Genomic DNA, 23887 nt, shown 5'->3' on the forward strand with positions numbered 1-23887 from the left:
GCCGGGTCTGCTTCAGCGTTTGGCGGGGAGCACCAACAGGGCGTCCCCGACCGGGCGTTCACCGGTGGCATCGGACGGGTCGTTGATCACCTGGCCGTCCACGACCATCGTGGTCGAGCCGCCGCCGTCGAGGTTGATGGCGGCCTTCAGCCCCAGCGCCTTGGCGACGGCCGCGCTCTCCGGGATGCTCAGGCCGAGCGACCCGGTGCCGCGGCCGTCGGCGGTGATGAGCACGGTCCGGCCGGCGGTGTCCGTCCCGGCGATGGTGCGCGGGTTCCGCTTGTGCACCCAGCCGTAGTAGAAGCTCGGGTTGCCGGGCTGCACCATGCCGTCGGCGGCCGGGGTGACGTGGAGGCGGCCGTCGCGGACGAGTTCGGGGCCGCCATTGAGGACGCTGGTGGTGCGGGACGTGGTGACGGGGCGGCCCCTGGTGTCCTTCAGTCCGCTCTGGACGCGCAGGGACCGGCCGACTTCGGCGAGCGCCGTGAGCCTGGCTGCGTAGCTGCCGGTCGCCTGGACGCTGCGGCCTCCGGCGGGCAGGACGCCGCCGCGTGCCGGGCGGACCTCGACGACCTTGCCGTGCCGGTCGAGCACGGCCTCGGCACCCTCGCCCTTCGGGGTCTCCTTGCCGAACTCGGTTGTGAACGCGATGAGTTCGTCGAGGTCGGTGCAGGTGGTGTCGTGCAGCGGACGGGCCGTCGGGAGGTCGTCGGCGGTGCCGCCGCAGTTGCGGATCAGGCCGGGGACGCGGTCGATGCCGTCCAGCGGCAGCGAGGTGCGGCCCGCGGTGACCGTGCCGCTCCAGGTGAAGCGGGTGACGGCGGTGCCGCGCGCGGAGTCGTGGACGACGAGCCCGGGGCGGCCGTTCACCGGCTCGCTGAGCAGCCGTCCGTCGTAGACGCCGACACCGGCCGGGTCGCCGGGGGCGCCCGCCTTGGGGTCGAGGACGAAGAAGCCCGCGTTGACGCCCGCGGTCGCTCCGTCGGCGGCGGCGAGCGCGCTGGTCGTCTCGCGGTTCTCCAGGTCGGGGCCGTAACTGGCTCTGAGGTCGCCGTGGAACTTCTTCGGGTCGATGGTGAGGACGTCGACGTGCCAGGGGCCGCGGTCCCCGGCGTCGCCGTCCCAGCCGGTGTACCAGGCGGACCCGGTGTATCCGGCGGTGCGCAGCCGGGTGCGTTCGGCGGTGGCCGCGCTCTCGCTGGGGAAGGCGCCGACGCGGACCCGCCAGCCGAGCGTGCCGCCCGCGTAGTCGGCGGTCGCCGGGGTGGTGACGTTCTCCGAGCGGGCGTCGAAGCCCTTCGCGCGCAGCGCGGCGCTGAGTTCGCCCGCGCTCTCCTCGTCCTTGAGCGCGGTCGGCGGCGCGTCCGGGTCGGGGGATCCGGCGCCGCCCGGGATGGACAGCTCCACGGTCCAGTCCATCGCCGGGGCGTCGGCGCCGCGCACGATGCGGGTGAGCGTCACGCCGGGCTGGAGCGTCCGTGTCGTCCGGGTCTCGGACAGGCCCGCGGCGCCGAGCGGCAGCCCGTGCCGGGGCGCCGACGTGGCCGGAGACGGTGCCGCACCCACGAGGGCGAGGGCGCACAGTGCCGCGCCGACGCCGAACAGTCTGCTGTTCACGTACCCCAACCCCACGCTCGACCGAAGGAGACCCGTAAAAAGGAAACCCCGTAAAGGAGACCCCGTAACGGTGCGTGGGCCCGCGACGGCCCGTCAAGGCATGTGCACATCATTCATCGGACGTTCTCCGGGGCGTCCGCCGCCGCGCCGCCGGGCGCGCGCCACCGCACCCCATGGGTGGATCATGGAGCACGCAAGAGTGACCTCTGTACGACCGGGAGCCCGCCCCATGCACCACCCCGCCCCGTCCGATCCCCGCCACGACGGCCTCGTGCGGGTGCGTGGCGCCCGTGAGCACAACCTCAAGGGTGTCGACGTCGACGTCCCCCGGGATGTCCTCGCGGTCTTCACCGGGGTGTCGGGGTCGGGCAAGTCGTCGCTCGCCTTCGGGACCATCTACGCGGAGGCGCAGCGCCGCTACTTCGAGTCGGTCGCCCCGTACGCGCGCCGCCTCATCCATCAGGTCGGCGCGCCGAAGGTCGGCGAGATCAGCGGACTGCCGCCTGCGGTGTCGCTGCAGCAGAGCCGGTCGGCGCCGACCTCCCGGTCCTCGGTCGGCACGGTCACCACGCTCTCGAACTCGCTGCGGATGCTGTTCTCGCGGGCCGGCAGCTACCCGCGGGGCGCCGAGCGGCTCGATTCGGACGCGTTCTCGCCGAACACGGCGGCCGGCGCCTGCCCGGAGTGCCACGGTCTGGGCCGGGTCCACCGCACCACGGAGGAACTCCTCGTCCCCGATCCCGCGCTGTCGATCCGCGAGGGCGCGATCGCGGCCTGGCCCGGCGCCTGGCAGGGCAAGAACCTGCGGGACATCCTCGCGGCGCTCGGCTACGACGTGGACATCCCCTGGCGGGAGTTGGAGCAGGAGGACCGGGACTGGATCCTGTTCACGGACGAGCAGCCGGTGGTGACCGTGCACCCGGTGCGGGACGCGGACCGTATCCAACGCCCCTACCAGGGCACGTACATGAGCGCGAACCGGTACGTGCTGAAGACCTTCTCGGACTCCAAGAGCCAGTCGCTGCGGGCGAAGGCGGAGAAGTTCCTGCACAGCACGCCGTGTCCGGTGTGCGGCGGGGCGCGGCTGCGGGCCGAGTCGCTGGCGGTGACCTTCGCGGGGAAGAACGTCGCGGAGCTGGCCCGGCTGCCGCTGACGGAGCTGGCCCGCATCCTGGACACCTCCGACCCCTCCGAGACCGCGCGCGTCCTCACCGAGGATCTGCGGGCCCGGATCGGCACGGTCACGGAACTCGGTCTCGGCTATCTGAGCCTGGACCGCGCCACCCCCACCCTCTCCTCCGGTGAACTGCAACGCCTGCGGCTGGCGACCCAGTTGAGGTCGGGGCTCTTCGGTGTCGTGTACGTCCTCGACGAGCCCTCGGCGGGTCTGCATCCCGCCGACACCGAGTCGCTGCTCACGGTCCTCGACCGGCTGAAGGCTGCCGGGAACTCGGTCTTCGTGGTCGAGCACCAGTTGGACGTGATGCGGCACGCGGACTGGCTGGTGGATGTGGGCCCGCTGGCCGGCGAGCACGGCGGGGAGGTGCTGCACAGCGGTCCGGTGGCCGCGCTGAAGGGCGTCGAGGGCTCGGCAACCGCCCGCTTCCTGTTCGACGAAGTACCGGTGACCGGGCGTCAGATCCGTACGCCACGTGACTGGTTCACGCTCGGTCCGGTGACCCGGCACAATCTGCGGGACGTGACGGTCGACGTGCCGCTCGGCGCCTTCACGGCCGTCACCGGTGTCTCGGGCTCCGGCAAGTCGACGCTGATCGGTGAGATCACGGAGGGCCGGGAGGGTGTGGGGCGCCTGGTGTTCGTGGACCAGAAGCCGATCGGGCGCACGCCGAGGTCCAACCTGGCCACGTACACCGGTCTGTTCGACGTCGTCCGCAAGGTGTTCGCGGCCACCGACGAGGCGAGGGCCCGGGGCTACGGCGTGGGGCGGTTCTCCTTCAACGTCACCGGCGGACGCTGCGAGACCTGCCAGGGCGAGGGCTTCGTCAGCGTCGAACTCCTCTTCCTGCCGAGCACGTACGCGCCGTGCCCGACCTGCGGCGGCGCCCGCTACAACAAGGAGACGCTGGAGGTCACCCACCGGGGGCTGAACATCGCCGAGGTCCTCGACCTGACCGTGGAGTCGGCGGCCGCGTTCTTCGCGGACGACCCCGCGGCGACGACCGTGGAGCGCAGCCTGCGCACGCTGCTCGACGTCGGCCTCGGCTATCTGCGGCTGGGCCAGCCCGCGACCGAGCTGTCCGGCGGCGAGGCCCAACGCATCAAGCTGGCGAGCGAGTTGCAGCGGGCGCGGCGCGCACACACCGTGTACCTGCTGGACGAGCCGACCACCGGACTGCACCCGGCCGACGTGGAGGTACTGCTGCGGCAGCTGAACGGGCTCGTCGACGCGGGGCACTCCGTGATCGTCGTGGAGCACGACATGGCGGTCGTCGCGGGCGCGGACTGGGTGATCGACATGGGGCCGGGCGGCGGGGACGCGGGCGGCCACGTCGTCGTCGCGGGACCGCCCTCGGCGGTGGCCGCCTGCCCCGACAGCCGTACCGCCCCCTATCTCCGGCGACTGCTGCCCTGACGGAGCCTGCCCTTGGCCAGCTTCCCGGTGGGCGTGCGCGGCAGCGAACCGACGAACTCGACGTCCCTGGGCACCTTGTAGTGCGCCATCCGGTCACGGACGTAAGCAATCAGCTCGGCCGCCAGCCCCGGTCCGGGAGGGGCGCCTTCGGCAGGCTCCACATACGCCCGTACCGACTCCCCCATCTCCTCGTCCGGCACGCCGACGACGGCCACGTCGGCGACCGCCGGGTGCAGGACGAGGCAGTCCTCGATCTCCTGCGGGTAGATGTTCACCCCACCAGAGATGATCATGAACGCCTTGCGGTCGGTGAGGAAGAGGTAGCCGTCCTCGTCGACATGGCCGATGTCCCCGGTGGTGGTCCACGCCGGGTGCTCGGGGTGCTGGGCCTCTCGGGTGCGGCCGTCGTCGCGGTGGTAGCGGAAGGGGAGTTCGTCGCGCTCGAAGTAGACGGTGCCGGTCTCCCCTGGCGGCAGGACCTTCCCCTCCTCGTCGCAGATCCTCAACTCGCCGAGGAGACCGGCGCGTCCGACGGAACCCGGCTTGCTCAGCCACTCGTCCGGGCCGATGAACGTGATCCCGTTACCCTCGGTGGACGAGTAGTACTCGTACAGGACGGGTCCCCACCACTCCATCATCCGCCGCTTCACCTCCAGGGGACAGGGCGCCGCGGCATGGACGGCCACCTTCATCGACGAGGTGTCGTAGCGCGCGCGGACGGCCTCCGGCAGCTTCAGCATCCGGACGAACATGGTCGGCACCCACTGGCTGTGGGTGACCCGGTGCCGTTCGACGGCCGCCAACGCCCCTTGCGCGTCGAAGGAGTTCATGAGGACGACGGTGCCGCCGGTCGCGGTGATCGTGCCGCAGAAGCGCAGCGGCGCCGCGTGGTAGAGGGGCGCGGGGCAGAGGTAGACCGTCTGCTCGTCGAAGCCGTACATGGGCTGGAAGAGGAGTTGCACCGTCGACGGCTCGGTGCGCACGTCGCCCTCCGGCAGGGCGGGCTCCACACCCTTGGGGCGGCCGGTGGTCCCGGACGAGTAGAGCATGTCGGTGCCGCGCGGCTGCACTTCGGGCGGCTCGGCGGACGCGGCGGCCAACGCGGCGTCGTAGGTCCCGTCGTCGAGGCCGAGCACATGGGTGACTCCGGGCGACAACTCGGCCGCGGCGGAGCCGAGTTCGCTCAGCGGTCCGGAGACGATCAGGGCGCTCGCCCCGCAGTCGCGCACGATGTAGGCGGCTTCGTCGGCGGTCAGATGGTGGTTGACGGCGGTGAGGTAGAGGCCCGAGCGCATCGCGGCCCAGTAGACCTCCATGGCGCGCGGCTCGTTGCCGCAGAGCAGGGCGAGATGGTCGCCCCGGCGCAGTCCCCGCGTGCGCAGATGGTCGGCGAGGCGCAGGGAGTTCTCCTCCAGCTCGCCGTAGGTGAGGGTGGTGTCGCCGTCGGCCGTGACGACGGCCGGCCTGGCTCGGTCGTACGTTCCCGGATACATGGAGGGGACGGTACCGCGCACAGGTGACGCGGCGTCAGACCCCGGAACACGATGACGGGACCGGGAGAGCACCTGCTCCCGGTCCCGCCCACCCCGCGCTGTCCGCGGGACGTGTGGTGGTGCGGCTCAGCGGCTGACCTTGCGGTTGGCGCGCAGCCACTCCTTGTTCATGCTCGTGATGGAGAACAGCGGGATGCCCTTGGGGCAGGCCGTCGCGCACTCGCCGGTGAGCGTGCAGCCGCCGAAGCCCTCGTCGTCCATCTGCGCCACCATGTCCAGGACGCGGGTCTCCCGCTCGGGGGCGCCCTGCGGCAGCACGTTCAGGTGGTTGATCTTCGCCGAGGTGAAGAGCATGGCCGCGCCGTTGGGACAGGCGGCCACGCAGGCGCCGCAGCCGATGCACTCGGCGTGCTCGAAGGCGAAGTCGGCGTCCGGCTTGGGCACGGGCGTGGCGTGCGCCTCGGGGGCCGTGCCGGTCGGGGCGGTGATGTAGCCGCCGGCCTGGATGATCCGGTCGAAGGCGGTGCGGTCGACGACCAGGTCCTTGATGACCGGGAAGGCGGAGGCGCGCCACGGCTCGATGTCGATCGTGTCGCCGTCCTCGAAGGACCGCATGTGCAACTGGCAGGTGGTGGTGCGCTCGGGGCCGTGGGCGTCGCCGTTGATGACGAGGCTGCACGCGCCGCAGATGCCCTCGCGGCAGTCGTGGTCGAAGGCGACGGGGTCCTCGCCGCCCGTGATGAGTTCCTCGTTGAGGGTGTCGAGCATCTCCAGGAACGACATGTCCTGGCTGATCCCGTCCACCTCGTACGTGGACATGGCGCCTTCGGCGTCGGCGTTCTTCTGGCGCCAGACGCGCAGGGTGAGCTTCATGCGTAGCTCCGCTGAGTGGGGTGGACGTACTCGAAGACCAGGTCTTCCTTGTGCAGGGTGGGGGCGTCGCCGGTGCCGGTGAACTCCCAGGCGGCCGCGTAGGAGAACTCCTCGTCCACGCGGGCCGCTTCGCCGTCGGGGGTCTGCGACTCCTCGCGGAAGTGGCCGCCGCAGGACTCGGCGCGGTGCAGCGCGTCGAGGCACATCAGCTCGGCCAGCTCCAGGTAGTCGACGATGCGGTTCGCCTTCTCCAGGGACTGGTTGAACTCCTCGCCGACGCCCGGCACCTTGATGCGGCGCCAGAACTCCTCACGGATCTGCGGGATCCGCTCCAGCGCCTTGCGCAGCCCGGAGTCCGTGCGGGCCATGCCGCAGAACTCCCACATCAGTTCGCCGAGTTCGCGGTGGAAGGAGTCGGGGGTGCGGTCGCCGTCGACGGACAGCAGCAGATTGAGCCGGTCCTCGGTCTCCGCGACGACCTCCTGCACGACCGGGTGGTCGGCGTTCACCTCGTCGTGGTGCGGGTTCTTCGCCAGGTAGTCGTTGATGGTGGCCGGGAGCACGAAGTAGCCGTCGGCGAGGCCCTGCATCAGCGCGGAGGCGCCGAGCCGGTTGGCGCCGTGGTCGGAGAAGTTCGCCTCGCCGATCGCGAAGAGTCCCGGGACGGTGGTCTGGAGGTCGTAGTCGACCCAGAGGCCGCCCATCGTGTAGTGCACGGCCGGATAGATCCGCATGGGCACCTGGTACGGATCCTCGTCGGTGATCCGCTGGTACATGTCGAAGAGGTTGCCGTACTTGGCCTCGACGGCCTTGCGGCCCATCCGCTGGATGGCGTCGGCGAAGTCCAGGTAGACACCCTGTCCGCCGGGCCCGACGCCCTTGCCCTCGTCGCACACGTTCTTGGCGGCGCGCGAGGCGATGTCGCGCGGGACCAGGTTGCCGAACGCGGGGTAGATGCGCTCCAGGTAGTAGTCGCGCTCGTCCTCGGGGATCTGGTTGGCGGGCCGGTCGTCGCCCTTGGCCTTCGGCACCCAGATGCGGCCGTCGTTGCGGAGCGACTCGCTCATCAGCGTCAGCTTCGACTGGTGGTCGCCGGTGCGCGGGATGCAGGTGGGGTGGATCTGGGTGAAGCAGGGGTTGGCGAAGTAGGCGCCGCGCCGGTGCGCCCGCCAGATGGCGGTCGCGTTGCTGTTCATGGCGTTCGTCGACAGGTAGAAGACGTTGCCGTAGCCGCCGGAGGCGAGCACGACGGCGTCCGCGAAGTACGTGTCGATCTTTCCGGTGACGAGGTCACGGACGACGATGCCGCGCGCCTTCCCGTCGACGATCACGAGGTCGAGCATCTCGGTACGGGGATGCAGCTCGATGTTGCCCGCGGCGACCTGGCGGCTGAGGGCCTGGTAGGCGCCGAGGAGGAGCTGCTGCCCCGTCTGCCCGCGCGCGTAGAAGGTGCGCGACACCTGCACACCGCCGAAGGAGCGGTTGTCGAGCAGTCCGCCGTACTCACGGGCGAACGGCACGCCCTGCGCCACGCACTGGTCGATGATCTCGACGGAGATCTGCGCGAGGCGGTGCACGTTCGACTCACGGGCTCGGAAGTCGCCGCCCTTCACCGTGTCGTAGAAGAGGCGGTGCACGGAGTCGCCGTCGTTGCGGTAGTTCTTCGCGGCGTTGATGCCGCCCTGCGCGGCGACCGAGTGGGCGCGCCGCGGCGAGTCCTGGAAGCAGAACTGGACGACGTGGTAGCCCTGCTCGGCGAGCGTCGCGCCGGCCGAACCGCCCGCGAGGCCGGTGCCGACGACGATGACGGTGTGCTTGCGGCGGTTGGCGGGGTTGACCAGCTTGGCCTCGAAGCGCCGGGTGTCCCAGCGCTCGTGGACGGGGCCGTTCGGTGCCTTGGCGTCGACGACGGGTTCACCGGTCGAGTAGTCGGCGTACTCGTGGGAGGAGGTCATGTCTTCAGCTCACCAATCCGGTCATGACGCCCACGGGCACGGCGATGAAACCGAGCGTGAGCAGTACGGCGAGGGCGTTGCCGACGGTCTTCAGGACACGGTCACGGGTCCGGCTGCCGACGCCGAGGGTCTGCGCGGCGCTCCAGAACCCGTGCTGGATGTGCAGGCCGAGGGCGAGCATCGCGACGATGTAGATGACGTTGCCGTACCAGGTCGAGAACGTGTCGATGATGTTCTGGTACGGGTGCAGGTGCTGGTACCCGCCGGGGTGCACCGTGCCGGTCGTCAGGTCGAGGATGTGCCAGACGATGAACAGGCCGAGGATGATGCCGCCCCAGCGCATGGTGCGCGTGGCGTAGGAGGCTCCCGGCTTCTTGTGCACGTACTTGCTGGGGCGCGCCTTGATGTCGCGGCGGCTGAGCTGGTACGCGGACGTGGCGTGCGCCACCACGGCGACGACGAGCACGATGCGCGCGATCCACAGGCCCCACTCGTAGTGCAGGACCGGGCCGCCCATGGTGCGCAGCCAGCGCGCGTAGTGGTTGATCTCCTCGGGGCCGAAGAAGATCTTGAGGTTCCCGATCATGTGGGCGACCAGGTAGAGCAGCATCACGATGCCGCTGACCGCCATCACGGTCTTCTTCCCGACGGAGCTGTCCCACACCGAGCGTGCCATGGACGGTCGTCGGTCCGTCCGCGTTGCCAGAGCCATGAGCCAAGACGGTAGGGCCCGAAGACCCGATCGGTCCAAGACATGGAACAGCTCATTTCCATAGCCTGTGCCTATCGTGGCGGTACAGTGGCCCGTATGCAGTTCCAGCAGCTCCAGTACTTCGTCGCGGTCGCGGAGACCCGGCACTTCACCCGCGCCGCCGAGCTGGTCCATGTGGCCCAGCCGTCGCTGTCCCAGCAGATCAGGGCCCTGGAGCGGGAGCTGGGGGTCGATCTCTTCCAGCGGGCGCGCGGCAACATCACGCTCACGGACGCCGGTGAGGCGCTGCTGCCGCTGGCCCGGCGGATCCTGGCCGACGCGGACACGGCCCGGCACGAGGTGCAGGAACTGGCCCAGCTGCGGCGCGGGCGGGTGCGTCTGGGGGCGACGCCGTCACTGTGCACCGGGCTGCTCCCCGACGTGCTGCGCGCCTTCCACGACCGCTATCCGGGGATCCAGCTGCTGATCGAGGAGGGCGGCTCGCACGATCTCGTACGTGAGCTGGCCCGCGGGGCGCTGGATCTGGCGCTGGTCGTGCTGCCGCTTCCGGCGCCGGCGCCCGCGCTGACGACCGTGGAGCTGCTGCGCGAGGAGTTGGTCGTGGTGTCGTCGCCGAGCGCGCCTCGGCCGGGGCACGGGGGGCGGTCCGTACGCATCTCCGACCTGGAGGGGGACCGGCTCGTCATGTTCCGGCACGGGTACGACCTGCGGGAGCTGACCGTCGCGGCGTGCCGGGCCGAGGGGTTCGAGCCGGACTTCGCCGTGGAGGGCGGGGAGATGGATGCCGTGCTGGGCTTTGTGCGGGCGGGGCTCGGGGTGGCCGTGGTGCCGTCCATGGTGGCGATGCGGGCCGGGGCCAATCTCCGGGTCACGCCTCTGGCCCGGCCCGGGCTGCACCGGACCATCGCCCTGGCCCACCGATCGGACGTGGCGCCGCCGCGGGCCGCTCGGGAGCTTCAGCGGATGCTGGTGGAACGGGGCGAGTGATGGTGCGGCCGGTCGGGCGGTTCCCCGCGCCCCTGATGGATTGACGGTCGGCCGACGGCCGGTGGCCGCGTCTCGCGCCGTTCCCCGCGCCCCTGAGAGCGTCGTCATCTGCGGCCCGGTGGGGCTTCTCGCGCCGTTCCCCGCGCCCCTGAGATGCGCACTTCGTGCGTCATCTCATCAAAGGTGCGCCACCCATCCAAGGCGAAGGCGCGGCCCCTGCCCCGTGTAGAGGCGCGCGAAGCGCAGCCTCAGGGGAGGCGGCGCGCAGCGCCTGCCTCAGGGGCGCGGGGAACTGCGCGAGAAGCGGCCACCGGGCCGCAGACGAACGACAACCCAGGGGCGCGGGGAACTGCGCGACCAGCCACGACGAGACGGGGGGCCTTACGGCGAGCGGTCGGTGAGGCAGTACAGGCCGCCCGCGGGGTCCCGCATGACGGTCCAGGCCCGACCGTCCCGTACCGGCACCGCCCCGGCCGCAACATGCCAGGCCCGCGCCCGCGCCCGATCCGCGCAGGCCAGGTCCAGGTGGGCCGATGGCGGAGAATCGGAGTCGAGGCGTTGGAGCAACAGCTGGATCGGCGCAGCCTCCAGGAGGCGGAACTCCGGGCTGGAGCACGGGACTTCGGGCCAGCCGGTCAGCGCGGCCCAGAAATCGACCTCCGCCGCATACACCCCGGGCGCCGTGTCCAGACACACCTGATCGAGCCGCCCCGCCGGATCGACGGCCCCGGGCACCGCCCGCTCCCCCAGCCACGACACCAGGCAGAACAGATGACCGCCCGGCGACCGGAGTACCGCCAACCCCTCCTCGGAGAAGACCAGTTCGGCACCGAGAGAGAGCGCCCGCGCCGACTCCCCCGGCACATCCTCCACCGCGAGATCGATGTGCGCCCCACCCGGCCCGCCCGCGACCCCCTGCACCTTGACGCACGGGTCGCCCCCACCCTCGTACGGCACAAGGGTCGCGAACTGCCCGCGCTCGCCACGGAGTTCGGAGCGGCGCGCTCCCGTCACCCGTGCCCAGAAGTCACAGGCCGCGCCGAACTCCTCGTACGGCCGGTCGATGAACGCGTAGGCCCAGCGGACGGTCACCGGCTCACCCCGTGGCGTCGGCGAGCGCCAGCTCGTGCAGGCGGTCCGGCGGGCCCGGGCGGGCGTAGTACCAGCCCTGGGCGGTGTCGCAGCCCAGCTCCCTGAGCTGCTCGGCCTGGGCGCCGGTCTCCACCCCTTCGACGGTGACGGCGAGGTCCAGGCTGTGGGCGAGCGAGACGATGCCCTCCACTATTTTCAGGTCGACGGGGTCCGCGGGGAACTGCTGCATGCCCTGGGTGAAGGAGCGGTCCAGCTTGAGGACGTTGACGGGGAGACGGCGCAGGTTCGCGAGGTTCGAGTAACCGGTGCCGAAGTCGTCCAGCGCTATGTCGACGCCCATCTCGGAGAGCCTGCGCAGCGGCTTGAGCAGGTCGTCGTCGGCGCCGATCAGCGCCGACTCGGTGACTTCGAGGCAGAGCGCGCCGGGTTCGAGTCCGGAGCGCTCCAGGATGTCGACGGTGTCGGCGACGAGCCCGGGGTGCGTGAGCTGCTTCGGCGACAGATTGACGTTGATGCGCAGCTGCCCCGCGTCCTCGTACCGGTCCTGCCAGACGCAGGCCTGGCGGACCGATTCCTCCAGGACCCAGCGGCCGAGCGGCACGATGAGCCCGGTGTGTTCGGCGAGCGGGATGAAGCGGTCGGGGCCGAGCACGCCGTGCTGCGGGTGCAGCCAGCGGACCAGGGCCTCGGCGCCGCGCACGCTGCCGTCGCCGAGGTGGACCAGCGGCTGGTACTCGATGAAGAACTCGCCCCGGTCCAGGGCGGCGGGCAGCGCCGTCGTCAGCCCGTGCCGGGTGATGGCGCGGGCGTCGGCCTCCGGGTCGGCCAGCTCGTAGCGGTTGCCGCCGGCGGACTTGGCCCGGTACATCGTGATGTCGGCGCTGCGCAGCACCTCGGCGGGGCTGCGGTCGGCGGCCGGGCCCTCGACGATGCCGATCGAGCCGCGCACCGTGAGTTCGCGACCGTCGATGCGGATGGGGGTGGCCAGCGCGTTCATGATGCGGCCGGCGAGTTCGTCGACCTCGGTCTGGGTGTCGGGGCCCGTGGTCAGCGCCACGAACTCGTCGCCGCCGAGCCGGGCCACCATCTCACCGCGTGCGGTGGCACAGGCCTGGAGACGGTCGGCGACCTCGACGAGGAGCCGGTCGCCGACCGCGTGGCCGAGGCTGTCGTTGATGGTCTTGAAGCCGTCGAGGTCGAGGTAGCACAGGCCGAAGCGCCTGCCCTCGCCCGCGCCGAGCACCTTCTCCAGACGCTCGAAGAACAGGGTGCGGTTGGGCAGGCCGGTCAGCGCGTCGTGCGTGGCCTCGTAGCGCAGCCGCAGATTCAGCAGCCGGCGCTCGGTCGTGTCCTCCATCAGCGCCAGCTGGTACTGCGGCTCGCCGTCCTTGTCGCGCAGCAGCGACATCGTCAGGTTGGTCCACAGCGCGGTGCCGTCGGGACGGTAGAACGCCTTCTCCACCCGGTAGTGCTCGCGGTCGCCGCGGACCAGTTCCTGGTAGAGGTGCCAGACCTGCGGGGCGTCGTCGGGGTGTGTCCAGTCGCGGAGGTTACGGCCGCGCAGGGCGCCCTCGCTGCCGCCGAACATGCGCACCAGCGCGTCGTTCACCTCGAGGACCGTGCCGTCGAGCGCGGCGATGGCGATACCGATCGCGGCGCCGTGGAACACCGCGCGGAACCGGGCCTCACTGGCGTGCAGGGCCTCGGCGACGGCGCTGCGCGCGTTGAGCGCGGCCCGCGAGATGGCTTCCTGCTCGACGAGGGTGCGCTCGCGCAGCGCGGCGGCGAAACCGGCGGCGACCGCGTGCTGGATGCGGGCGCAGCGGGCCCGCAGATCGTCCTCGCGCTCGGGGGTGTCCGCCTCTTCGCCGCAGTACAGGACGAGATAGGAGTCGACCACGCCGAGGGTGCGGCTGAGCGCATCGGGGTCGGTGCAGTGCGCGTCGACGAGCGCGGCTCCGACGGCCTGCGCCTCTCGCGCGTTCAGGGTCCTTGCGGCCAGCGCCGCCCGCAGCGAGCGGGCCAGCGGCACGAGTTCCTCCTCGAACTCGGGCCTGGTCAGGGACGTCGCTGTCACCGGGAAGACAGCCCGGCTCCAGATCGTGGCGAACCTGCGCAGTCTGTCTTCCGGTCCGCCCGGCTCTTCGCTCACGCCTTGCGCCCCACTCCCACATAGCCCGCGAATGTGTACGGGTCCGCGTCCTCGATGTCCTGCCGCGCGTTCTCCGGCCGCCACTCCGGTATCGGGACGATGCCGGGGTCCACCACCTCGTACCCCTTGAAGAACCGCTCGATCTCCTGGCGGTTCCGCATGATCAGCGGATTGCGGACATCGTCCCGGTAGACGTCGACCGCGCCGCCGGCCTCTTCCGTCGATATGGGCATTCCCTCATAGGAGGCGTGCGTCACGATCAACAGGCTGCCGGGTGCGAGCGCCTCGCTGAGTTCGGCCACCGCGCCGTAGGGGTCGTCGGCGTCCTCGATGAAGTGGAGTACGGCGACCAGGAGCAGCGCCACCGGCCGCTCCAGGTCCAGGAGTTCGGTGACCTCGGCGCTGTGCAGGATCTCGCGCGGCCCGCGCAGATCGGCGGCCACGACGGCGGTGCCGGGGTTCCCCTCCAGGACTGCCTTGCTGTGCGCGACGGCGACCGGGTCGTGGTCGACGTAGACGACGCGGGCCTCCGGCCGGGTCCGCTGGGCGACCTCGTGCACATTGCCGAAGGTGGGGATGCCCGAGCCGATGTCGAGGAACTGGGTCACGCCCTGGTCGGCGGCGTAGCGCACCGCCCGCCGCATGAACGCCCGGTTCGCCTGCATGATCTTGGGAAGGCCCGGCAGGAACTCCATGGCCTTGCGGGCGGCTTCCCGGTCGACCTCGAAGTTGTGCGAACCGCCCAGGTAGTAGTCGTAGATCCGGGACACACTGGGCACCGTGATGTCAATGCCCTGCGGGGCCCAGGCAGGACGCTCCATCAAACTCTCCAAGGCGTAGGCGATCCGGTGTTCGAGGCGAGGCTACTGATCAACCGACAAAGGAGCGAGCCAAAACGGAAATTGACCGTCCGTTCTCGGTCACTACCTGCGGCACGAGCCAATTGGCGGCGATCCGAAACCACCCCGAAACCATCTCTTTCCCAACCGAAAAGAACCGGTCCGTTCCCCTCGCGCGACCCTCACTTGGCCACGCGGGAACGGACCGGCGATTCGCCAAATCCTTGACGACTCTACTGTGAGCCGCGCGCCGGACGCACCGGCCCCTCCTGGGTTGTTACCCAGTGCACTGCGTGCCGCGTCACTTGGGCGCGCCCACCGGCTTTCCCTGGGGAGAGGCCGCGTACCACGTGCCGCCCACTCCCTGGCCGTTGGTGTCCCCCGGCTTCTTGTCGCCCGAGAACGTATAGACCGGCCAGCAGTTCAGTGTCTGCTGCTTGCCGCCATCGGGCCTGGTGAAGGCCATGAATCCCTTCAGGGGAATGTTCTTCGTGTCGTTCTTCTCGACCGGCTGGACGGCCGGCCACTTCGTCGCGCACGCGCCCACACAGTTGGACTTGATGGGCCACGCGGAGTCCTTGAGGAAGCGGTAGACGGTCATTCCGTTCTTGTCGACGACGATCTCGCCGAGCTTCGGGTCGTTGCGGGTGGACAGGCCCTTCAGGTCCGCCGGTGCGGCGGCGGCCGGGGCCGGGCTCGCCTTCTTTCCGTCCGGGGCGGACGCGTACCAGGTCCCGCCCACACCCTGCCCCTTGGCGTCTCCGGGAGAGGCGTCCATCGCGTACCGGTACATGGGCCAGCCGGCGACGGTGAGCTGCTTCGTGCCGTCCGCCGCGGTCACCGAGCCGAGCAGCGACGAGTCGACCCCGGTGGCGGCCTTCGCCCCGCTCGCGGGCACGGCCGGCCAGGTCTTCAGGCAGGCGGCGTCGCAGTTCGACGCGGGCGGTTTCGCCGTGTCCTTGTCGAAGCGGTAGAGCGTCATCCCGGCGCTGTCGGTCAGCACCTTGCCGAGCTTCTCGCTGTTCCACGCGGCGAGCTGACCGGCCGTCTTCGCCTTCGCGGCGGGGCTCGCCGAACTGTCGCCCGACGAGCCGTACGCGTCGGAGCCGGACCCGTAACCGCCCTGCGCCTTCGACGCGTTGCCCACGTTCTGCCCCGTCGTGCTCTGGGCGCCCTTGTCCTGACCGCACGCCGTCGTCAGCGCCAGCAAGGCCGCACCTGTCGCTACGAGCGAGGCGCTCCGCCAGGAGGTCTTCATTGTCAACTCCCGCTGATTACTTGGGTGTTGTGCGATCCCGGCCGGGTTCGCACATGGCCCTAGTTACGCGCGGAGGTGTCCCGTGTGTTCAACGCGGCCCAAGATTTCTCCCGAACACCGCTATGAGAGACGCAAACCCGAGTGCTCCCACGCCCCACCTTCGGGGCAATCCGCGCCGATGACGGCGTGCCGGAGTCCGCCGGTGCTCATGCTCTCGGTCGTGCATCGAACCCAGCGGGCCGGACATCGCGTCTCCGGCCTGGTCCCACGCGTCCTCGCGGTGCTGCTCACCGCCTGGCTGTGCGGTGTGCCCGCCGCGGCGGCGTCGGCCCTCGTCCCGTCCGACAGCTGCGCCTACGCGTCCGTCGACGGCGGCGCGACGGGCGGCGCCGTGGCGGTCTCCGGCGACGGTGTCGTCTGCAGCGCGGGCCCCAGCACGCCCCCGCCCAAGAAGCCCACACCCACACCCAAGCCGCCACCCCCGAAGCCCGCACCGCCACCGCCCCCTCCACCACCGCCGCCGCCGGCCCCGGCGCCGAAACCGTCGCGCGCGGTCCCGGCGCCGCCTCCGGCCCCGACACCCACGCCCACACCCACACCCACACCCCCGCCGAAGAAGCCCACCCCCACACCCACCAAGAGCCCCACCCCCAGGCCGACCCCGACCCCGGCGCCCGTGCACTACCCCGCCTACCGCCCCGCGGTCCATCGCGCGCCGCCGCAGAGCGGCCCGTCCCTGGTCACGCTCACCCTGCTCATCACCGCGCCCGCGGTGCTCGCGGTCGCCGCACTGCGCCCCCGCTGATTTCTCGTGAGGTAAACGATGTCGGAATGGCTTGTTCTCGCCCTCGCCATGGTCGCCGCGTGCGCCATCGTGCTCGCCGTCCAGGTCCTGCAACAGCGCAGAATCGGCGAGGACGACGATCCGTCGGAGACCCCGGACGTGATCGAGTACATGACGATGATGATCGGGGTGGTCTACGCGATCGTCCTGGGTCTGGCCATCGCGGGCGTCTGGGAGGCCCGCAGCGCCGCCCAGGACCACGTCCGCAACGAGGCGCAGGCGCTGCACGAGGTCCACGAACGCGTCCGGGTCTACCCGCCCGCCGTCCGGGACCGGATCCGCGCGGATGTCGACGCATATGTCAGCCATGTCGTGACCACCGAGTGGCACACCATGCGCACCAAGGGCGAGCTGACCGCCAAGGGCACGCAGCTGCTCGACAAGGTCCGCCACGACGTCACCGACTACGAGCCGAAGAACGACTTCGAGGCCCAGGCGTACCAGCCGCTGCTCGACCAGGTGACCGCCGCCGACGACGCCCGCAACGCCCGCGCCGACTCCACGGGCGCCACCATGCCGGGTGTGGTCTGGTTCGGCCTCGTCACCGGCGCCCTGGTGACCATCGGCATGATCTTCGCCCTGCAGATCCGCCGCACACCACGCGAGCTGCTCCTCGCCGGGCTGTTCTCCGCGCTGATCGCGTTCCTGCTCTTCCTCATCTGGGACTTCGACGCGCCCTACAGCCGCGGGGTGGCGGCGACGGCCGCGCCGTTCCTGATGCTGTTCCCCGGCGCCGGGTGACGCCGACGGGCCGTCGTGTCCCCTGTCCGGCCCACAACTGTGCCCCGTTCGTACGACACCGATCGCGCCCATAAGGGGGTGTCCCTAGCGTTTCGGGCATCGAGGTGCTTGTCCCAAGCGAGCGGAACCGGTCCGCAGCTGCTCCTCGTGGACCCGGAGGACCCCATCATGACCGCGATACGCACCGCTTCGGCAGCCGCGCTCGGCCTCACCGCACTCCTGCTCTCCGCGCCCTCGGCGATGGCGGGCGACAACGACTCGTTCCAGGTCAGCGTCGCGCCCACGACGATCGCGGCGGGCGGTCAGGTCACGCTCTACGCGAGCGGGTGCGACGGCGACACGACGGTCTCGGCCGGCATCTTCGACACGGTCACGATCCGCGGCGGCAGCGGTCAGGCGACCGCGACCGTCGACTGGGACGCCAAGCAGGCCGCCCTGTACACGGTCAAGTTCAAGTGCGACGGCGGGCCCAGCCGGAGCACCGACCTGACGATCGCGTCGGGCAGACAGGAGACACCGGTGCCACAGCCCGTGCCGCACGGGGTGAAGGCCGGCGTCGGCGGCAGCTTCGCCGGGTTCGATCTGCACGAGATCGGTCTCGGCGCGGCGCTGATCGTGGGCGCGCTGGGCGGCGCGTACTACTTCTCGCGGCGGCGCACCGGCGAGGGTGACGCCTGACGGGCCCGTCGAGGGCCGGTGCCCCGAGGACCGCTCGGTCCTCGGGGCACCGGCCCTCTCCCGTGCACGGGCCCCGCGAAGGGGGGACGGGGCCCGCTGTCATGGGGTGTGTCCTACGCCTTGCCCTCCGCGCGGCGGCGCATCCAGAACACGCCACCGCCGATCAGCGCCGAGGCGACGAGCGCCCCGCCGATCGCCATGTCGGTGGGGGTCGCGCCGGTCTGGGTGGAGCCGCCGAGGCCGCCGCGCACACCGCCGTGGATGACGGTGAAGGCCGCGGGTCTCATCAGCGGGGCGCCCTGGCAACTGACGCTCACGTCGTGCGCGCCGACGGCGGCGTTCTCCTTGATCATGGCCGTTCCGCTGGCCTGGCTGCCGCCCGGGACCGCGCTGAGGTTGATCGTGCCGAAGGCGTCCGAGGACGCCGTGCCGCTCGACTGGCACTTGGTCCCGTCGACCGACACGGTCACTTCGCCACCGCGCGGGACGACGCTGGGCGAGACGGAGAGATTGGTCGGGTCCTCCCAGGCCGACGCGGTGGGGGCGGCGAGTCCGACGGCCAGGACCGCGGCGGCGGACACCGCCAGGGCACGGGTGGTACGCATGGAAATCCTCCGCGGAAGACGCCCCCGGGGAACGGTCCCCGGGAATTTGGGCGAGAACGCCTCCCAGACGAACCCTCAGATGCCGTGCGCAGAGCCGCATTTCGGGAATCGGCCGTCCTGGTGAGGCGACACACCGTCAGAATTCCGTAAAGAGGGATATCACCGCAGGTCACGGACCGTCAGAAAATTCCTGGAGCAGGCGACTCGGATGGCTCACCGGGCCTCTGAGCTGCGATGTCGGGGCCACCCGTTCGCCTTTGCCCCGTCGCTGGGCGCGCCCTGCCGACTTAGCGTGCTGATACGCGCAACGGATACGGTCCCGCCGCCGTTTCCAGAGGGGATGAGCGAATGTCCGATGCAATGCTGGAAGAGGAGGAGCAGCCGAGAAAGCGCGCCCCTTGGGGCGTGATGGCGCTGGTCCTGCTCACCGGTCTCGCCCTGATCCGCAATGGTTCGGGGGAATTCGACATCGGTCCGCCGCAGCCCGCCTCGGCCGCCGCCGCGGACAGCCGTACGCCGGTCTGGGCCACCTCGAAGGCGCCCGATCCGCTGCCGTTCTCCGCCGTGGACCGGGTGCGCATCCCGGCGATCCAGGTGGACGCGCCGGTGATGCCGGTCGGTCTGGACGCCGAGGGCTGGGTGGACGCGCCGCCGCCGCAGGACCCGAACCTGGCGGGCTGGTTCTCGGGCGCGGTGTCCCCGGGCGAGAAGGGCACGGCCGTCGTCGTCGGGCACGTCGACAACATGCAGGGCCCCGCGGTCTTCTACGGCCTCGGCTCCCTCAAGAAGGGCAACCACGTCGAGGTGAAGCGGAAGGACGGGAAGACGGCCGTGTTCAAGATCTACGGGATCGAGGTCTACGCGAAGTCCGACTTCCCCGGGAAGAAGGTCTACGGCTCGACCGGCGCGCCGGAGCTGCGGGTCATCACCTGCGGCGGCGGTTTCTCCAAGCAGCACGGCTACGACGGGAACGTCGTGGTCTTCGCCCGCCTGGTGTCCGTGCGCTGAGCGCACGGTCCGGGCGGGCGCCCGGCCGCGGTCCGGGTCAGACGGGGCGGCGCGGCGGCACGGTGAGGCGGTATCCGTCGTCGAGCAGCGCGGGCAGGTACTCGCGCAGCGCGGCGACGCTCTGCGACCGGTTGCCGCCGGCGTCGTGGTTGAGGACGACGACGCCGGGGGCCGCGCCGGACAGCACCCGGGAGACGATGGTGCCGGTGCCGGGCGTGTTCCAGTCCAGGGTGTCGACGGTCCAGGCGAGGGGCTCCATGCCGAGTTCGGCGCCGAGCCGGAAGGCGGCCCGGTTCCAGGCGCCGTAGGGGGCGCGGAACCAGGCGGGCGGCTCGCCGACGGCGTCCTCGACGACCTCGCAGGTGCGCTCGATCTCGGGGCGCATCCCCGAGCGGGTCATCCGGGTCAGCAGCGGGTGGGTCCAGGTGTGGTTGCCGATGACGTGCCCGTCGTCGGCCATCTCGCGCAGCAGGTCCTTGTTGTCCACGGCCATCTCGCCGCACACGAAGAACATCGCGCGGACGTCGTGCTTGCGCAGGGTGCGCAGGATGTCGGGGGTGTAGCGGGGGTCGGGACCGTCGTCGAAGGTGAGCACCATGGCGCGCTCGCCGCGTCCGAAGTCCCATTCGAGGATGGGTCGGTGACGGGCCTTCAGCGGGCTGCGGGCAGTGCGCTGCGCTCCGTATCCGGTGATCGGTCTGAGCCGGTACGCGGACGGCTTCAGGGGGCGGGCCGCGGGCGGGCCGCCGGCGGCGGGCGCCGCGCTCGGGCTCGCCGCCGACGGGGCGCCGGCCGGGTCGGCGGCGGCGCAGCCGGTGAGGGCGGCCAGTCCGACGGCGGTGAATCCGCGCAGCAACGCCCGGCGGCCGGGCGCGATCTGATGGTTGGTCATGTTTCATCCGTCGCACGGTGTCGGGGTCACCGCGCACACCACCACCGGATGAGACGTGCGAAAGCACCCGTCCGGCCCCGCGCCCCCTGCCCCGCCGCCGTCCCTACCAGCGCTTTCCGTTAGCCTCTGGCCGTGACCGAACAGCAGCCCCATCAGTTCGAGCGCGGCACGGACGGCCCGAAGGTGATCGTCGTCGGTGTCGACGGCTCCGACTCGTCGTTCCGGGCAGCGGCCTACGCCGGCGGCCTGGCCCGACGCCAGCACGCCCTGCTCGCCGTGGTGTACGTACAGCCCGTGCTGGCGGCCGGGGCCGCCCTGGGGGTGTCCGTGGCCGAGACGACCGACGAGATCGCGGAGGGTCTCGTCGCGGAGATCCGGGCCTCCTCCGAACGGGTCAAGGACATATACGACGTCCGCTGGGAGTTCCACACCTTCCGCGGCGATCCCTTCAACGGTCTGGTGACCGCGGCGGACGAGCTCACGGCGGACGCCGTGGTCGTCGGCGCGTCGGAGCAGGCCGGGCACCGCATCGTCGGCTCCGTCGCCGTGCGCCTGGTGAAGGCGGGCCGCTGGCCGGTCACCGTCGTGCCGTAGGCCCCGTGTCGGGGCGCGCGCCTTCTTCCGTCGGTGTCGTCATGGGTGCATCATGATCGGCCATCAGCCGACGTCGCATATGCGAAGAGGTGCGCTCATGACAGCTCCACCGAAACTGCGGATGGGACAGGGCGTACTGCGCCGCAAGCCCATCGAACAGATCGACGACTCGGCGGCCGGGGGCGGGGACGGTTCCGGCCTCACCCGGTCGCTCGGCCTGTGGCAGCTCACCGCGATCGGCGTCGGCGGCATCATCGGGGCCGGCATCTTCACGCTCGCCGGCACGGTGGCCAACGGCACGGCCGGGCCCGCGGTGCTCATCTCGTTCCTGATCGCGGGTGTGGCGAGCGCGGCGGCCGCGCTGTCCTACGCGGAGTTCGCCGGGCTCATCCCGAAGGCCGGATCGGCCTACACGTACGGGTACGCGGTCCTCGGTGAGCTGGTGGGCTGGTTCATCGGCTGGGACCTTCTCCTGGAGTACACGGCGATCGTCGCGGTGGTGGCGATCGGCATCTCCGGGTACTTCAGCTTCCTGCTCGGCGAGATGGGCCTCGACCTGCCGAAGTGGATGCTGGGCGCGCCGGGGACCGGCAGCGGCCACAAGGTGGACCTGTTCGCGGCGGCCCTGTGTCTGCTGATCGCGTATCTGCTCACCCTCGGCATCAAGAACGCGGCCCGCTTCGAGACGGTCGTCGTCGTGCTCAAGGTGCTCGTGGTGCTGCTGGTGATCGGTGTGGGCTTCTTCCACATCAACACGGGCAACTACACACCGTTCTTCCCGTTCGGTGTCAGCGGGGCGTTCACGGGTGCGGCGACCGTGTTCTTCGCGGTCTTCGGCTACGACGCCATGTCGACGGCGGCGGAGGAGTCCAAGGACGCGCAGCGCCACATGCCGAAGGCGATCCTGTACTCCCTGGCGATCTCGATGGTGCTGTACGTGCTCGCGTGCCTGGTGCTCACCGGGATGCAGAACTACAAGGACATCGACCCGGAGAGCGGGTTCTCGACGGCGTTCAAGGCGGTCGGGCTGAGCGGTCTCGCGGATGTGATCGCGGTGGGCGCGATCATCGGCATTCTGACTGTCATGTTCACGTTCATGCTGGGTGTCACGCGTGTCTGGTTCAGCATGTCCCGCGACGGGCTGCTGCCGAAGTGGTTCGCGAAGACGCACCCCACGCGGCACGTGCCGACCCGCGTGACGTGGATCGTCGGGTTCGCGTCGGCCGCCATCGCCGGGTTCCTGCCGATCGGCGAGGCGGCCGAACTGACCAACATCGGGATCCTGCTGGCGTTCGTCGTGGTGTGTGTCGCGGTGATCGTGCTGCGCTACCGCCAGCCGGAACTGCCGCGCACCTTCCGCACACCGGGGATGCCCGTGGTGCCCGCGGTCGGGGTGGTCTTCTCCATCTGGCTGATCACGTTCCTGCAGTGGCAGACCTGGGTGCGGTTCGCCGTGTGGTTCCTGATCGGGCTGGTCATCTACTTCGGGTACTCGTACAAGCGCTCCGCGCTCAACCAGGTACCGGAGCGGCAGGACACCGGAGCCGGGCCTAGCGCGCCATGACGAGGCCGTCCTGGGCCGCCCCGCGACTGAGGACGACCCGGCGGATCCGGTCGCGGACGGCCGTCAGGTCGGCGCCGTCCGCGATCGCGCGGGGCACATCGACGACGCGGCCGGAGCCGAGGTCGAACCACTGCGGGACGAACTCGGCCTTCGTCACCCGCCACCGCTCCCCCGCGCGGGCGGGCGGTGCGAAGGTGAAGCGGCCGAGGGTGCTCATGTTGCCGCGGTCGTCCTGGTCGCCGTCGGGGTTGAACATCTCGCCCGCGATCTGGTCGCCCATGCCGTAGACGATCCACGTCCCGTTGACCTTCTCGTAGGCCTGCGGGACGTGGGCGTGGGTGCCGAGGATCAGGTCGATGTCGGGGCGGCCGTACGTACGGGACGCGGTGAGCTGCCGCCCGAGGCGCAGTTGCCGAGTGTCGGGCTCGTCCTGCCACTCCGTGCCCCAGTGGAGCGAGACGACCACCACGTCGGCGCCCGCGCGGCGGGCGGCGCGGGCGTCGGCGACGATGCGGCGGCGGTCGATCAGGTTGACGGACCAAGGTTTGCCGTGGGGCGGGCGGTAGCCGTTCGTGCCGTAGGTGTAGGCGAGTTGGGCGACGGTGGCGCCACCGGCGCGCAGCCGGGCGGGCGCGCGGCTCTCCTCGGCGGTGCGGGCCGAGCCGGCGTGCGCGACACCCGCGCGGTCGAGGGCGCCGAGGGTGCGGGCGATGCCGGCCGCGCCGTCGTCGAGGGTGTGGTTCGAGGCCGTCGAGCAGGAGTCGTAGCCGGTGGCCCGGAGCCCGGCGGCGACCTGGGGCGGGGACTTGAAGTCCGGGTAGCCGCTGTAGTCGCCGGGGGCGCCGTACACCGTCTCCATGTGGCAGATCGCGAGATCGGCCTTGGACACCACGGACCTGACGCCCGCGAGCATCGGGCGGAAGTCGTACCCGTCGCCGCCCGCGTCCTCCTCGGCGCGGGCGATGATCGAGGTGTGCGGGAGCACGTCGCCGGACGCGACGAGCGTGAAGGCGTGCGCGGCGGCGTGCGCGCCGGGAGCCGATGACGGGGGTGCGCTCCCGCGCCCGGGCGCGTCGCAGGACGCGGCCCCGAGTGCGGCGAGAAGGGCGGCGAGGGCTGTCACTCCCCGCCGGGCCCTGCGGTGTGTGCTCCGGTCCGGCGTCGGCAGCATCGTCGGGTTCTCCTGTTTTCGCGGCGATTTTCGTGATACGTATCCATGTGCGGGGACAGAGGGGAGTCAAGGCCCCATACCGGGGCGGTCCCTGAAATGGCGTCAGGCGCCGCTGCCGTACGGCCCGTTCGCCGCACCGTTCGTCGACCGCTTCGACCGCCTGCCGCAGAGCCGCACGCGGCCTCTGGGCGGGCGCACGGGCGTGCGCTGCCATACGCG

20 protein-coding genes are annotated in these 23887 nt (G+C 71.1%); 8 read left to right on the forward strand and 12 right to left on the reverse strand.

Translation table 11 applies throughout. The annotated features are described in order from the left end of the window. Positions 1-12 precede the first annotated feature (12 nt). A complete protein-coding gene (locus ACFVDP_RS04350; protein WP_383482969.1) occupies positions 13-1617 on the reverse strand; it encodes a phosphodiester glycosidase family protein in 1605 nt (534 codons plus the stop codon). A 229-nt stretch (positions 1618-1846) separates the two neighbouring features. On the opposite strand from ACFVDP_RS04350, the gene ACFVDP_RS04355 reads away from it, so the two are divergent. After that, positions 1847-4210 carry an ATP-binding cassette domain-containing protein gene (locus ACFVDP_RS04355; RefSeq protein ID WP_383482972.1) on the forward strand — a complete coding sequence of 788 codons (2364 nt, stop codon included), beginning with the start codon at positions 1847-1849 and terminating at the stop codon, positions 4208-4210. Here the strand turns inward: ACFVDP_RS04355 and ACFVDP_RS04360 are convergent. The 4 genes from ACFVDP_RS04360 to ACFVDP_RS04375 all read right to left on the reverse strand — a co-directional run bounded on the left by ACFVDP_RS04360 (position 4186) and on the right by ACFVDP_RS04375 (position 9207). Further along, complete coding sequence (locus tag ACFVDP_RS04360; protein ID WP_383482975.1) at positions 4186-5703, reverse strand: acyl-CoA synthetase; 1518 nt, start codon at positions 5701-5703, stop codon at positions 4186-4188. The two genes, ACFVDP_RS04355 and ACFVDP_RS04360, sit on opposite strands and share 25 nt — an antisense overlap. Before the next feature lie 126 nt (positions 5704-5829). Continuing rightward, positions 5830-6576, reverse strand: coding sequence for a succinate dehydrogenase/fumarate reductase iron-sulfur subunit (locus tag ACFVDP_RS04365; protein ID WP_383482978.1), 747 nt, complete (start codon positions 6574-6576; stop codon positions 5830-5832). Continuing rightward, on the reverse strand, positions 6573-8531 hold the full coding sequence (locus tag ACFVDP_RS04370) for a fumarate reductase/succinate dehydrogenase flavoprotein subunit (RefSeq protein WP_383482981.1): 1959 nt from the start codon (positions 8529-8531) through the stop codon (positions 6573-6575). Before ACFVDP_RS04370 ends, ACFVDP_RS04365 begins: the two co-directional genes overlap by 4 nt. A 4-nt stretch (positions 8532-8535) precedes the next feature. Continuing rightward, entirely contained in the window at positions 8536-9207 is a 672-nt protein-coding gene (locus tag ACFVDP_RS04375; protein ID WP_383484329.1) for a succinate dehydrogenase, read from the reverse strand. A 132-nt stretch (positions 9208-9339) separates the two neighbouring features. Between ACFVDP_RS04375 and ACFVDP_RS04380 the strand changes: the two genes are divergently transcribed. Next, entirely contained in the window at positions 9340-10230 is an 891-nt protein-coding gene (locus ACFVDP_RS04380) for a LysR family transcriptional regulator (RefSeq protein ID WP_383482984.1), read from the forward strand. A gap of 381 nt (positions 10231-10611) precedes the next feature. Here ACFVDP_RS04380 and ACFVDP_RS04385 read toward each other — a convergent pair whose 3' ends face one another. The 4 genes from ACFVDP_RS04385 to ACFVDP_RS04400 form a co-directional block, all read right to left on the reverse strand. After that, on the reverse strand, positions 10612-11322 hold the full coding sequence (locus ACFVDP_RS04385; RefSeq protein WP_383482987.1) for a VOC family protein: 711 nt from the start codon (positions 11320-11322) through the stop codon (positions 10612-10614). Between the two features lie 4 nt (positions 11323-11326). After that, the gene (locus ACFVDP_RS04390) at positions 11327-13474 is read right to left on the reverse strand and encodes a putative bifunctional diguanylate cyclase/phosphodiesterase (protein WP_383482990.1); all 2148 of its coding nucleotides are present in this window, start codon (positions 13472-13474) and stop codon (positions 11327-11329) included. Continuing rightward, a complete protein-coding gene (locus tag ACFVDP_RS04395; protein WP_383482993.1) occupies positions 13471-14295 on the reverse strand; it encodes an SAM-dependent methyltransferase in 825 nt (274 codons plus the stop codon). The genes ACFVDP_RS04390 and ACFVDP_RS04395 overlap by 4 nt, the downstream gene beginning before the upstream one ends. Before the next feature lie 319 nt (positions 14296-14614). After that, entirely contained in the window at positions 14615-15571 is a 957-nt protein-coding gene (locus ACFVDP_RS04400; protein ID WP_383482996.1) for an SCO0930 family lipoprotein, read from the reverse strand. Positions 15572-15791: 220 nt separating this feature from the next. On the opposite strand from ACFVDP_RS04400, the gene ACFVDP_RS04405 reads away from it, so the two are divergent. From ACFVDP_RS04405 to ACFVDP_RS04415, 3 genes are all read left to right on the forward strand, one after another. After that, complete coding sequence (locus ACFVDP_RS04405; RefSeq protein ID WP_383482999.1) at positions 15792-16376, forward strand: hypothetical protein; 585 nt, start codon at positions 15792-15794, stop codon at positions 16374-16376. An 18-nt stretch (positions 16377-16394) separates the two neighbouring features. After that, complete coding sequence (locus ACFVDP_RS04410; protein WP_383483002.1) at positions 16395-17156, forward strand: hypothetical protein; 762 nt, start codon at positions 16395-16397, stop codon at positions 17154-17156. A 168-nt stretch (positions 17157-17324) separates the two neighbouring features. Continuing rightward, positions 17325-17834, forward strand: a complete 510-nt coding sequence (locus ACFVDP_RS04415; RefSeq protein ID WP_383483005.1) for a hypothetical protein — start codon at positions 17325-17327, stop codon at positions 17832-17834. A gap of 113 nt (positions 17835-17947) precedes the next feature. On the opposite strand, the gene ACFVDP_RS04420 is transcribed toward ACFVDP_RS04415, so the two are convergent. Next, positions 17948-18439: a hypothetical protein gene (locus ACFVDP_RS04420; RefSeq protein WP_383483008.1), complete on the reverse strand. Its 492-nt coding sequence runs from the start codon at positions 18437-18439 to the stop codon at positions 17948-17950. A 348-nt stretch (positions 18440-18787) separates the two neighbouring features. Here ACFVDP_RS04420 and ACFVDP_RS04425 point away from each other — a divergent pair, with 348 nt between their 5' ends. Further along, entirely contained in the window at positions 18788-19447 is a 660-nt protein-coding gene (locus ACFVDP_RS04425; RefSeq protein WP_383483011.1) for a class F sortase, read from the forward strand. Positions 19448-19484: 37 nt separating this feature from the next. On the opposite strand, the gene ACFVDP_RS04430 is transcribed toward ACFVDP_RS04425, so the two are convergent. After that, on the reverse strand, positions 19485-20339 hold the full coding sequence (locus tag ACFVDP_RS04430; protein ID WP_383483014.1) for a polysaccharide deacetylase family protein: 855 nt from the start codon (positions 20337-20339) through the stop codon (positions 19485-19487). 132 nt (positions 20340-20471) lie between these two features. On the opposite strand from ACFVDP_RS04430, the gene ACFVDP_RS04435 reads away from it, so the two are divergent. Continuing rightward, the gene (locus ACFVDP_RS04435) at positions 20472-20933 is read left to right on the forward strand and encodes a universal stress protein (protein WP_383483017.1); all 462 of its coding nucleotides are present in this window, start codon (positions 20472-20474) and stop codon (positions 20931-20933) included. Positions 20934-21030: 97 nt separating this feature from the next. Beyond that, a complete protein-coding gene (locus ACFVDP_RS04440) occupies positions 21031-22497 on the forward strand; it encodes an amino acid permease (protein WP_383483020.1) in 1467 nt (488 codons plus the stop codon). On the opposite strand, the gene ACFVDP_RS04445 is transcribed toward ACFVDP_RS04440, so the two are convergent. Beyond that, on the reverse strand, positions 22484-23668 hold the full coding sequence (locus ACFVDP_RS04445; protein WP_383483023.1) for a CapA family protein: 1185 nt from the start codon (positions 23666-23668) through the stop codon (positions 22484-22486). The genes ACFVDP_RS04440 and ACFVDP_RS04445 overlap by 14 nt on opposite strands. Positions 23669-23887 lie beyond the last annotated feature (219 nt).

Origin of the sequence: Streptomyces sp. NPDC057694, from assembly GCF_042799415.1 — a bacterium.
Classification (GTDB): domain Bacteria; phylum Actinomycetota; class Actinomycetes; order Streptomycetales; family Streptomycetaceae; genus Streptomyces.